Annotated in this window: 13 protein-coding genes; 3 read left to right on the top strand and 10 right to left on the bottom strand. The window is 65.4% G+C overall.

The annotated features are described in order from the left end of the window. Both IF803_RS24105 and IF803_RS24100 read right to left on the bottom strand, forming a co-directional pair. Positions 1 to 1,713, bottom strand: coding sequence for a sulfatase-like hydrolase/transferase (locus IF803_RS24105; RefSeq protein WP_461193666.1), 1,713 nt, complete (start codon positions 1,711 to 1,713; stop codon positions 1 to 3). A 171-nt stretch (positions 1,714 to 1,884) separates the two neighbouring features. Further along, positions 1,885 to 2,592, bottom strand: coding sequence for a TetR/AcrR family transcriptional regulator (locus IF803_RS24100; RefSeq protein ID WP_461193665.1), 708 nt, complete (start codon positions 2,590 to 2,592; stop codon positions 1,885 to 1,887). A gap of 107 nt (positions 2,593 to 2,699) precedes the next feature. On the opposite strand from IF803_RS24100, the gene IF803_RS24095 reads away from it, so the two are divergent. After that, on the top strand, positions 2,700 to 3,320 hold the full coding sequence (locus IF803_RS24095) for a hypothetical protein (RefSeq protein ID WP_461193664.1): 621 nt from the start codon (positions 2,700 to 2,702) through the stop codon (positions 3,318 to 3,320). Positions 3,321 to 3,332: 12 nt separating this feature from the next. Here the strand turns inward: IF803_RS24095 and IF803_RS24090 are convergent, their stop codons facing one another. After that, positions 3,333 to 3,566: a hypothetical protein gene (locus IF803_RS24090; protein ID WP_304496380.1), complete on the bottom strand. Its 234-nt coding sequence runs from the start codon at positions 3,564 to 3,566 to the stop codon at positions 3,333 to 3,335. 28 nt (positions 3,567 to 3,594) lie between these two features. After that, a complete protein-coding gene (locus tag IF803_RS24085) occupies positions 3,595 to 3,996 on the bottom strand; it encodes a lysozyme inhibitor LprI family protein (RefSeq protein WP_461193663.1) in 402 nt (133 codons plus the stop codon). Positions 3,997 to 4,130: 134 nt separating this feature from the next. On the opposite strand from IF803_RS24085, the gene IF803_RS24080 reads away from it, so the two are divergent. After that, positions 4,131 to 5,150: an adenylate/guanylate cyclase domain-containing protein gene (locus tag IF803_RS24080; protein ID WP_461193662.1), complete on the top strand. Its 1,020-nt coding sequence runs from the start codon at positions 4,131 to 4,133 to the stop codon at positions 5,148 to 5,150. Between the two features lie 193 nt (positions 5,151 to 5,343). Beyond that, the gene (locus tag IF803_RS24075) at positions 5,344 to 6,450 is read left to right on the top strand and encodes a DUF2336 domain-containing protein (RefSeq protein ID WP_069277951.1); all 1,107 of its coding nucleotides are present in this window, start codon (positions 5,344 to 5,346) and stop codon (positions 6,448 to 6,450) included. A gap of 103 nt (positions 6,451 to 6,553) precedes the next feature. On the opposite strand, the gene ilvC is transcribed toward IF803_RS24075, so the two are convergent. The 6 genes from ilvC to IF803_RS24045 all read right to left on the bottom strand — a co-directional run bounded on the left by ilvC (position 6,554) and on the right by IF803_RS24045 (position 11,499). Next, complete coding sequence (gene ilvC / locus IF803_RS24070) at positions 6,554 to 7,573, bottom strand: ketol-acid reductoisomerase (protein ID WP_225162567.1); 1,020 nt, start codon at positions 7,571 to 7,573, stop codon at positions 6,554 to 6,556. A 149-nt stretch (positions 7,574 to 7,722) separates the two neighbouring features. Continuing rightward, the gene (locus IF803_RS24065) at positions 7,723 to 8,331 is read right to left on the bottom strand and encodes a LysE family translocator (protein WP_304496384.1); all 609 of its coding nucleotides are present in this window, start codon (positions 8,329 to 8,331) and stop codon (positions 7,723 to 7,725) included. A gap of 7 nt (positions 8,332 to 8,338) precedes the next feature. Continuing rightward, positions 8,339 to 9,214: an EamA family transporter gene (locus tag IF803_RS24060; RefSeq protein WP_461193661.1), complete on the bottom strand. Its 876-nt coding sequence runs from the start codon at positions 9,212 to 9,214 to the stop codon at positions 8,339 to 8,341. Positions 9,215 to 9,249: 35 nt separating this feature from the next. After that, positions 9,250 to 9,945, bottom strand: a complete 696-nt coding sequence (locus IF803_RS24055; RefSeq protein ID WP_028332477.1) for a class I SAM-dependent methyltransferase — start codon at positions 9,943 to 9,945, stop codon at positions 9,250 to 9,252. A 3-nt stretch (positions 9,946 to 9,948) separates the two neighbouring features. Further along, the gene (gene ilvN / locus IF803_RS24050; protein WP_016841057.1) at positions 9,949 to 10,491 is read right to left on the bottom strand and encodes an acetolactate synthase small subunit; all 543 of its coding nucleotides are present in this window, start codon (positions 10,489 to 10,491) and stop codon (positions 9,949 to 9,951) included. 21 nt (positions 10,492 to 10,512) lie between these two features. Continuing rightward, entirely contained in the window at positions 10,513 to 11,499 is a 987-nt protein-coding gene (locus IF803_RS24045) for a threonine dehydratase (protein ID WP_461193659.1), read from the bottom strand. Positions 11,500 to 11,555: the final 56 nt, after the last annotated feature.

The raw sequence follows: 11,555 nt of genomic DNA, 5'->3' as shown, positions 1-11,555 counted from the left end.
TCACAATCCCTTGATGATCCCCGCGTCGATCAACAGGCGATTGAAGCGGCGTGCTTCTGCGCCGTCCTTGCAGGAATAGAATGCGCCGTTGCAACGAAGCATGATCGCCTTCTGCTCCTCGAACGACGGATCGAGCGGAATGCCGGCAGCTTCCTGAATCACCAGCGGCAGATAGGCGGCGTCGATCGTGTCCATCACCGCCGGGCTCTTCACCGGCTCGAAGTTGATGGCGTCGATCGCATAGTAGGTCGCGTAGTAACGCGGATCGTAATCCATCAGCTTCTTGCCGATGCCGGCCTCGTCGAGATCGGGATCTAGCAGCTGCGGCGAGAATTCCGGCTGATGATCGCCGTAACGCACGATCAGGAAAGGCTGCGCCGGAAACTTCTTTTTCAGCGCCGCGACGAAGCCGGCATAGTCGCCAGCGCTCATCGCCTGCCGGCGCAGATATTCGTCGACCGCGGGCCTATTGCCCGGCCGCTTCCACGACGGCAGCAACTCGGGGTGGAATTTGGTTTCCCAGGGGAAATGATTGGCGGCGAGATAGACGAAGGCGAACAGCGGCGTACCTGACGTCTTCTGCTCGGCCATCAGCTTCAGCGCCTTGTCGTAGAAGAAGCTGTCGGGCTCGACGTCCTTCGCATGCAGGTCATGCGCGTCGTAGAAGCGCTGGATGCCGGTCGTGGTCTGGAAGTTGCGCGCGCTCATGAAGGCGCCGAACGCGGGATAGAGCGAGAGCGTGTCGTAGCCGCAGCGACGCAGCGCCAACGGCAGGCCGCGCTCCACGCGTCCCGACGCGATGCGGGTGACGAAATAGGAGAACCGGCCGAACGAGCGCGAGGACAATCCCGCAAGCACGTTGTACTCGGTGAACCAGCTCGGCCCGCCATTGCTCTCGGCGAGGAATTTGCGCTCGACGCCGTCATAGGACTTGAACTGGCTGCCGTAGCCCGGCGGCACCTTGACGCCGGAGGCTGCGCGGATGTCGAAACTCGATTCATCATGGATCACGATGATGTTCGGCCGCCGCCCGGCGGGATGGCAGGCATCGACCAAGGGCATCCTAAGCTGGTCGCTCGCGGTCGGATCCGACTCCATGAAGCCGTAGGCGACGAAATCGGACACGGCCGTGACGCCGGAGCGCGCGAACTTCGAGAGATAGCCGTCGTCGTAATAGCCGCGCCAGGCTTCGTCCGGCCAGGCGAAGGCATAACCCGAGAGCGCCGCGGTGCAGGCGAGGCAGGCCGCCGCAGCCGGCAGGCGGCGGATGCGGAACGGATCGAGCCACCACAGCGCGTACATCAAGGGCAGCGTGACGAGGCCGGCGCCGATGATCGACCAGCGCAGGCTCGGGAAGATCGTCAGCAGGAACGCCGCGGTGTCGCGGTCGATCACCATCAGGTCGACGAAATTCGCGGTCATCTGCACCACGTCGTGCTTGAAGCGCGACAGCAGCACCAACACGACGACCAGTGTCAGCGACAGCGCGCCCGACAGCGCCGGCCGACGCAGCAGCGCGATGAACAGGAAGTTCAGGATTCCCCAGGTGAGCAGGAAGCAAAGCCGCGAGCCGAAATCGGTCTCGGTGCGCAGCATCAGGATCAGCGCGCCGAAATGCGGTGCCGCGACCGCCATCAACCGCCAGATGCCAAGCGCGGCAAGACCGCCGGCCAGTGCGGCAACGGAGGAGTTTTGCTGAGGCGCGGGCGCCATGGGCGGGACGCAATACAACCCGGCGCAATGCCACCGCCTTGACTGGCAACGGCCAGGAGGCATGCGGCACAGCCGGTGTCTGGGCCGCGTCACAAAACCGTAATTGAATCGTCATGAACGCGCAATGAATTTGCCGCGCCCAGCCTGGCCGCGGCAGGCAGCGCGCGTGCCTTAAACTTTGGCGGCCGGCGCGGCGTGGCTCGCGATGCCCGCGATGAAGAGATCGACGATGTCGGCAGCCATCTGCTCGACCTCCGCATCGCCGACACCCCAGCGCGGCAAATGGCCGTCGATGTGCATCCGCGCGAAGCCATAGACCAGCGCGCGGCCGGCGATCTGGACCTGCCTGAGGTCGCGCGTCCCGAGTTGGCCAGCTGAAAATGCCTCCGCCAGCGTGCGCTCGGTCAGGCCGATCAAGTCGGCATTGTCGCTGGAGACGGCGGCCGAGCGGTCGTGGTCGAAGAAGCGGCGGCTGGATATGATCTCGAAATGGGTCGGGTTCTTCATCGCCCAGCGCAGATAGGCGATCCCGAGATGGCGGAAGCGGCCGAGCGGATTGCCTGACGGCGCCTCGGCCAACGCCGCCTCGATCTCGGCGCGAAAGCGGCGTTGCGCCTCCTCCGCCACCGCATTCATCAGGGCGTCCCGGCTCGGGAAATGCCGGAACGGCGCGCCCGGCGAGACCCCGGCCCGGCGCGCGGCCTCGCGCACGCTGACCGCCTCCGGCCCGCCCTCGCCGACCAGTTGCATGGCGGCATCGATCAGGACGCGGCGGAGGTCGCCGTGGTGATACGGCCTCGCCGCCGGCGCCCGCGTCGCGACCGGACGCGGCTTGGCGGGCCGGCGGCCGGTGGACGGGCTTTTGGCGGGGCGGCGCATGGCGCACCACTAGCATCACCCGCTTGTGAATGTAAGCGATGATTACACGGATTGACCGCGCGCGGGCGCGAAATGTAACTGGTGATTACATGAACGGGAGACGGGATATGGCGACGCATCGCAACTGGTTCGAGGGCTGGCGGCTGTTTGGCCTGCTCACGCTCACCCTGATCGGGCTTTCGATCTGGATCGCCGCGATGCGGCAGTTCGAGGTCGAGGGCGTGCGGATGGTGATCCGCTTCACGGCGCGGACCTCGCTGTTGTTCTTCTGCCTCGCCTTCTCGGCGGCGGCGCTGGCGCGGCTGTGGCCGAACGCCTGGACGCAGTGGCAGCGCCGCAACCGCCGTTACCTGGGCGTCACCTTCGCGACCTCGCACGCCATCCATGCGGTCGCGATCACAGCCTTCGCGATCCTCGATCCGCCCGGCTTCGCCGCCGCAACCTCGGCGGTCTCGTATATCTTCGGCGGCATCGGCTATGCCTTCATCATCGCGCTGACCGCGACATCATTCGATCGCACGGCTGCGATGCTGGGCCCGCGCGCCTGGCGCCGGCTGCATCTCATCGGCGGCTACTATCTGCTGCTGCAGTTCATGGTCTCGTTCGGCAAGCGAATTCCCGAGATGCCGCTCTACGCGCTGTTCCTTGTGCCGCTCGCCGCCGTGTTCGCGCTCCGGATGATCAGCATGGCCGCGCGGCCTGCGCCGCGTCCGGCGCAGGCGAGCTGAGATCGGGCCGCCTTACACCAGGTGAAACTTGCGGCCGAGCTGGCGATGAACCGACAGCACCGCGCGGTCGACGTCGCTGATCAGGCTGTCACCGAGCACGACGTTCGGAATCTCCCAGTTGCGCCCGATCTGCGCATCGGGCAGCGCTGCGACCGCCGGCACACGCGCGGTTTCGCAGCCGGGCTGGGCGCGCAGCGCCTCCTCGGCAAGCTGGGTCAATTCGTCCTGGCTCTTTCCATCAGTCATGACCTCGGTCCTGACTCCGGAAGATGGCTCACTGATGGCCAAGATTCTCCAGTTCCCTAGCGCGGGCTTCAGTCATGCTGCGCATGCATTCGCCGGCATCGAGCCGGGCGATGGTGCCCTCGCCGAGGTCGTAATACAGGCAGTTGGCGTCACGATACTGGATCCATAGCCGCTGCGCGGTGCGCAGCTGTTCGCGCTGCTTGTCGTCGGCGGCATCCTTCAACGCCTTCTGATAGGCGACGTTCATCCGCTTGTCCCACTGCGCGGTCTTGGCCTTGAGGCATTCGACCATCTGGTAGGTGCCGCCGTCGCAGGATGGCTCGCCAACGCTCTGATCGCCGGCGCGAACAACCGGCGCGGTGAAGGCGATGGAGACGGCCGCCAGAACGGCCATGAGCCTGCACGCGCCTGTCGTGACAGCCGATGTCATGCCACTTTCCCGGTTCGATCGATCCTGTCGTCGCAGCATACATGTGTGCCGCCGCGGTGCATCCCGTCACCGCCGGCCGCGCCGCGGCTGGCCTTCCCGGTCCGCGCAGGATATTTCATATGCATGGAGGGACCATGCGGCGCGCCGTGACGCCTGTGATCGTCTTGGCGGCGTTCGGCCTGCTCGTCGGTGGGCTGTTTCGCTATGCCTTCGATGAGTCCGACGAGGCCTCCGTCTCGAATTATGTGCGCAGCGCCCTCGACGGCGCAGCCCTCACGGTGATCGTCTGGGCGACGCATCTCTATCTGGCCGCACGTGGTGGCTGGCTGCGACGGCAATCACTCATCGTCGAGCTGATCGGCCGCTCTGTGATCCTCGCCGTCACCGTTGCGGCCGCCGCGATCGTACTGGAAATCGTGCTCTACGGGCATGGGCTCGAAGCCAAGTGGATGCGCGAAACCTTCCTGAAGATCATTGGCGTCGGCCTGCTGTTGTCGATCCCGATCACGACGATCTACGAGCTGGTCCGGATGATCGGCGGGCATACGCTGCTCGGCATCGTGCTCGGACGCTATCGGCAGCCGGTGCGCGAGGAGCGCGTGCTGCTGTTTCTCGACCTGGTCGGCTCGACGACGCTGGCGGAGTCGATGGGCGAGCTGCGCGTGCAGGAATTGCTGACGCGCTTCTTCTTCGACATTGACCAGCCGATCGTGTCGCACGGCGGCGAAGTCCACGCCTATGTCGGCGACGAAGTGATCGTGACCTGGCCGGCCAATGCCGACGGGCAATCGCGGCGGTATCTCGATTGCGTGTTCGCGATCGAGGATCGCCTCGCCAAGCGGGCCGATCAATATCGCAAGGAGTTCGGCGTGGTGCCCTCGTTTAGGGCCGGGATGCATGCCGGTCCGGTCGTGATCGCGGAATGCGGGGACTCGCGGCGACAGATCGCCTATTTCGGCGACACCGTGAACGTCACGGCGCGGCTGCAGGCGCATTGCAAGGAGGCCGGCCGTCCGCTGCTGGTATCGCGCGACCTGCTCCGCCTGCTGCCGCCGGACCGGGATTTAGTCGTCGAGCCGCTCGGCTCGACGCAATTGCGCGGACGTGCAGCGTCGATCGACATCTTTTCCGTCGCGCGGCGCCTATCGTCCTAAACGATCTCTTAAAATGCACCGGCATCAGCTTCCGCCGAGCCGAAAGCGCGCATTGAATCGAGTCCGGTCGCAGCCTGTTAAGGATGCGACGCACACCGTATTTGCACCGGGTTCCACCTTAACGCAGGTGTAAGACCGCGCCCCGCATGGTGCGCAGACAGGTGTCATTCAACAAAAACAAGGTTGCCCATCGATGGCGCAACAGGCGTCACAATCGATTATTGCCGAACTCGAGGATGCGGTCCGGGACGGGACATCGGCCAAGCGTGTGCAGACGCTGCGGCAGGTCACCGATCTGTTCCTGAACGATGGCGACCGCCTCAACGATGAACAGGTCAAGGTGTTCGACGACGTGCTCTGCCTCTTGGTCGCGCGCGTCGAGACGCGTGCGCGGGCCGAGCTCAGCAAGCGGCTCGCGCCGCTCGACTATGCGCCGTTCGAGGTGATTCAGCACCTCGCCTGGGACGACGACATCAGCGTCGCCGGCGACGTGTTGACCCACTCCAGCCGCCTCTCGAACGACGCCCTGCGCGAGATCGCGAGCAGCAAGGGCCAGGACCACCTGTTCGCGATCTCCGCGCGGGAAAACCTGCCGCCTTCCGTCACCGACGTGATCATCGACCGCGGCGAGGACAAGGTGATCCGGCGTCTCGCCAAGAACGCCGGAGCGCAGTTCTCCGACAACGGCTATTCCAGCATCGTCGCCCGCGCCGAAGGCGACGACGAGCTGGTCGAGATCCTCGGGCTGCGCATCGACATTCCGGCCAAGCTGCTGCGCGACCTGCTGCAGCGCGCCAAGGATACGGTGCGCGCCCGCCTGCTCTCGATCGCGTCGCCCAGGGCGCGCGAAGAGATCAGCCAGGTGCTGAACGACATCGCCCAGGAAGAGGCCGCGGCGCCGCGCCGCAACTACGGCATCGCCGAAGAGCTGGTCAAGCTGATGAAGCAGCTGAACGAGCTCGACGATGCGGCCGTCTACAAGTTCGCCGAAGAGGGCAAGCTCGACGAGGTCACGGTCGCGCTTGCCGTGCTCAACGACATGCCGATCGCGATGATCGAACGCCTGATGCTCGGCCTGCGCTCCGACCTGATCCTGATCCCGTGCCGCTCGGCGCGGCTCAACTGGCCGACGGTCGAAACCATCCTGCGCAAGCGGCCGCTGCCGCTGCCGCTCGACAATGCGACGCTCGAAATCGCGCAGCGCGATTACCGCCGGCTCTCGCTGGAAACCGCGCAGCGCACGGTGCGGTTCTGGCAGCTGCACAACAGGATCGAGAAGCAGCCGATGGCGGCCGGCTAGGCCGCCGCGCCTCTACGACAAAGAAAAAGGGTGGGCAACGCGCCCACCCTTTTGCTTTTGGCGTGCAGGGCAAGCGAACCGCGCTCGCCCTGCAATTTCCGCCTTAGTTCTTGCTCTTGTCGACCAGCGCGCCCTTCTTGATCCAGGGCATCATGTCGCGCAGCTTGGCGCCGACTTCCTCGATCGGGTGCGCGGCGAGCTTGGCACGGGTCGCCTTGAACGAGGTCTGGTTGACCTTGTTCTCCAGCATCCAGTCGCGGGCGAACTTGCCGCCCTGGATGTCGGCGAGCACGCGCTTCATCTCGGCCTTGGTCTCGGCCGTGACGATGCGCGGACCGGTGACGTACTCGCCGTATTCGGCGGTGTTGGAGATCGAGTAGTTCATGTTGGCGATGCCGCCTTCATAGATCAGGTCGACGATCAGCTTCACTTCGTGCAGGCACTCGAAATAGGCCATCTCGGGCGCGTAGCCGGCCTCGACCAGCGTCTCGTAGCCGCCCTTGATCAGCTCGACCAGGCCGCCGCAGAGCACCACCTGCTCGCCGAACAGGTCGGTCTCGCACTCTTCCTTGAAGGTGGTCTCGATGATGCCGGCGCGGCCGCCGCCGATCGCCGAGGCATAGCTGAGGCCGAGGTCATGGGCGTTGCCCGACGAGTCCTTGGCGATCGCGATCAGGCAGGGCACGCCGCCGCCGCGCTGGTATTCCGAGCGCACGGTGTGGCCGGGGCCCTTCGGCGCGATCATCAGCACGTCGAGGTCGGCGCGCGGATCGAGCAGGTTGAAGTGCACGTTGAGGCCGTGGGCGAACACGAGCGCCGCGCCCTTCTTCATGTTGTCGTGCAGGTGCTCGCGATAGATGTCGCCCTGCAGCTCGTCCGGGGTCAGCATCATGACGAGGTCGGCCCACTTGGCGGCATCGGCGACTTCCATCACCTTGAAGCCGGCGTTCTCGGCCTTCTTGGCCGAGGCCGAACCCTTGCGCAGCGCAATCGCCACTTCCTTGACGCCTGAATCCTTCAGGTTCAGCGCATGGGCGTGGCCCTGGCTGCCGTAGCCGACGATGGCGACCTTCTTGCCCTTGATCAGGTTCAGGTCGGCATCGCGATCGTAGTAAACTCGCATCGTGGTTTCCTCGTTTGAAGGGGCCAAAATCGGCCGATGAATCAGGCTTTCGGAAGGTCAGAACCGCCGGGCGCCCGCGAATTTCCGGCGTTGTCTAGAGCATTTTCCCCCTCAGGGGAAACCCTCATCTCGCATGGCGCGGTGCGGCATCATGCGTCCATGAAGACCGGGTAGAGCGAGGCCAGCAGCAGGATGGCCATCACCACATTGAAGGCGCGGATCGCCCGGGGCGAGGTCAGGATCGGCCGCAAGGCGGTCCCGAACAGCGCCCAGACGATGCAAGACACCGTGCCCAGGATCAGGCTCAGGCCGACCTGGATCGCGATGTTCCAGGGAAAGGCGGCAATCGCCGCATAGGCCGTGATGGTACCGATCACCATCACCCAGCCCTTGGCATTGATCCACTGGAACATGGCGGCGCCCCAGAACGTCATCGGGCCGCGGCCGCCCCTGTCGTCCTTGTCCGCCGAGGGCGGCTCGGCCATGGCGATGACGGCGGCGAGATAGATCAGGTAGGCGACGCCACCATATTTCAGGATTGTCTGCAGCACCGGATAGGCGATGAAGACGGCCCCTAACCCGACGCCGACCGCGCCGACCATGAAGGCGAAGCCGACCGTGATGCCGGCGATGTGGGGCACCGTGCGGCGGAAGCCGTAGGTCAGCCCCGACGACAGCAGCATGATGTTGTTGGGGCCCGGCGTGAAGAACATCACGACGGCGAACACGACAAAGGCGAACAGCAGCGAACTCGACATGGTGCCCTCACGCGACTTTCGGCAGAGCTTTTGGCCGCTTCGACAGCAGCATCACGGCGATGCCGGCGATCACGGTGACCATGCCGGCCAGCCGCAGCGGCCCGAATGTCTCGCCGAACACGATGCTGGAGGCGGCGGAGCCGACGAACGGCACCAGCAGCGCGAACGGCACCACCTGCGCCGCCGGATAATCCCGCAGCAGGCGGCCCCACAGCCAGTAGGCGATGCTGGTCGAGATGCCGCCGAGGCAGAGCATGCAGACGAGCCCGGTCAGCGACATATGGATCAGCGCATGCCAGGTCGGCTGCGGGCCGTTGGTGATCAAGGTCAGCACCGCAAGCGGCACCGCGGCGGACAGGCACAGCCAGGCGAACAGATCGAACATCGGCGCGCCGTTCGCCTGCCTCAGAAGAAGATTGCCGATCGCGAAGCTGATCGGACAGATCATGATGATCGCAAACGCGGCGACGCTGAAGTCGTAGCCGACCGTCCCGCAGATCATCAGCAGGCCGAGCGCGGCGATCGCGATGCCGATCGCCTGGGTCCGCGTCGGGATTTCACCGAAAGCCAAAGCAGCAAAGGCGATGGTGAACAGCGCCTGGCTCTGCACGATCACGCTGGAAAGCCCGACCGGAACGCCATGCGCGATCGCAAAGGCCTGTGCGAGGAACTGGCCGAGGAACAGCGTGGCGCTAATCGCGATCAGAAGCGGCCAGGAAACGCCGGGCTTGCGCAGGAACAGGCACGGCAGCGCGGCGATGGCGAAGCGCAGCGTCGTCATCAACTCCGGCGAGAACTCATCGAGCGCGATCCGGCTTGCGACGAACGCAAGCCCCCAGATCACCGCGACCATGACGGCGATGCCAACATCGGCCGGCTTCATTGTTGTTCTTCTTTTGCTTCCGTTTCGGTCGGGATCTAGATCTGTTCGTCGGGCTTCGGTTTGCGCAGCAGATAGGTGCCGTGCAGCGGCGCGTGGTAATCAACGGAGACCAGCGTGAAACCGGTCTCGGTCAGCATGCGCTCCATCACCCAGCCGAAGGTCGAGTATTCGTCGCGCATGTGGGTGATCACGCTTTCGCGCTCGAAACCGTGATTCTTGATCGAGAAGTCGGCCCATCCTTCGACATCGCGATCGACACCGTCGGGCATGCCGACGAACACCATGTCGCGCAGGTAGAAATTCGCGCCCGGCTTCAACGCGTTGAAGATTCGCGACAGCGCCACTGCCTTCCAGAAGTCCGGAAGATGGTGCAGCGTGAACTCGCTGACGATGAGGTCGTAGGAATTCGGTTGGTAGGCGAACGACAACAGGCCGGCCGGCTGGGTCCGGATCTTCGCCTTGCGGTCGCGCGCATAGATTTCGGCAAGCCCGATCATCGCCGGCGAGATGTCGATGGCATCGACCTCGGCGCCCATCAGCGCCGCCTCGGTGGCCAGCACGCCGTTGCCGCAGCCGATATCGGCGATCCGCCAGCCCGGCTTGACGCCGAGCATGGTCAGCGCCTGGCGGGCACGGACATCACTGTCCTCGCTGACGTCATAGATCGAGGCCACCGCGGTATCGAGACCGACCTGCCGCCGTTGCGTGTAGTACCAGTCGCGCGCCAACATGACTCACATCCCTTCCGGCCCACGCGTGATCGCGGCCACCCCGGTTCGTGACACCTCGACCAGGCCCAACGGACGCATCAGGTCGATGAACTGACTGATCTTGGACGAATTGCCCGTGATCTCGAACACAAAGCTCTCGGTCGTGGCGTCGATCACCCGGGCGCGGAACGCGTCCGCCAGCCGCAGCGCCTCGACGCGGTGATCGCCACCGCCCCGCACCTTGACCATCGCGAGCTCGCGCTCGATCGAGCTGCCGGTCAGCGTCATGTCGACGACGCGGTAGACCGGGATCATGCGGTCGAGCTGATGCTTGATCTGCTGGATCACCATCGGCGTGCCGGTGGTGACGATCGTGATCCGCGAGAGATGTTTCTGGCTCTCGGTCTCCGAGACGGTGAGACTCTCGATGTTGTAGCCGCGGCCGGAGAACAGGCCGATCACGCGCGCGAGCACGCCGGGCTCGTTCTGCACGAGCACGGACAAAGTATGCGTCTCGTTGGGATCGTGACGCTCTTCGAGGAAGTAGGCGGATGCGGGCTGGTTCATGGTCGTCCCCTTACATTCTGTTCACGCCACCGCCCGCTCGGCGGCCGGCGCAGCATCCGTTCCGATCCAGGTCCGGAACAGATCGAAATCGATATTGCCGCCGCTCAGGATCAGGCCGACCCGCTTGCCGGCGAGCCTGCTCTTTTCCTGCAGCGCGGCCGCAAGCGCCGCAGCGCCCGCGCCCTCGGCGAGATTATGGGTGTCGGTCCAGTAGGCGCGGATCGCCTGCCCGACCTCGTCGTCGCTGACCTGCACGATGCGGGACGCACCCTTGCGGATCAGCGCGAACGCATCCGCGTCCGGAATCCGCGTCGCCATGCCGTCGGCAAGGGTGTTGCTGGTCTCGGTGGTAACGATCTTTCCGGCCGCAAACGACAGCGCGTAGGACGGCGCCTCGGTCGACTGCACGCCGACGATCTCGGTCTTCAGCCCAAGCAGGTCGCGCGCCATGATGCAGCCGCAGATGCCGGAGCCCTGCCCGATCGGCACATAGAGAATGTCGAGATCGGGCGCGATACGGAACAGTTCGAGCGCGTAGGTCGCGACACCCAGCACGAGGTCCGGGTGGAACGACGGCACCATGTGCAGGCCGGCGAATTGGGCGCGGCGCTCGGCCTCCTCCCGCGCGGCCTGGAAGTCGTCGCCGTGCTCGACGAGCTCGGCCCCGAACGCGTGCATGGCGCGGTTCTTCTCGACCGAGTTGCCGCGCGGCACGTAGATTGTCGCCGGCACGCCGTGACGCCCCGCCGCGAACGCCAGGCTCTGGCCGTGATTGCCGCGCGTCGCCGAGATGATGCCGGGCACGTCGGCGCGCTCGCGCTTCAGCCGCTCGAGATAGACCAGGCCGCCGCGCACCTTGAAGGCGCCGGTCGGCGTGTGGTTCTCATGCTTGACCACGACCTCGGTGCCGAGCCGCTCGGCGAGCAGCGGCCAGGCGTGCGCCGGCGTCGCCGGCACCGCGGTGCCGACGATCCGGTGCGCGCGCTCGAGCTCGTTGAGGTCAAACATGGGAGCCGCCCTCCATCCGAGCGCGCGATAGGCTCCCTCGCCCCGCTCTTCGCGGG

The organism is Bradyrhizobium sp. UFLA06-06 (genome assembly GCF_054820065.1).
This window is presented reverse-complemented; position numbering and strand designations above follow the sequence as displayed.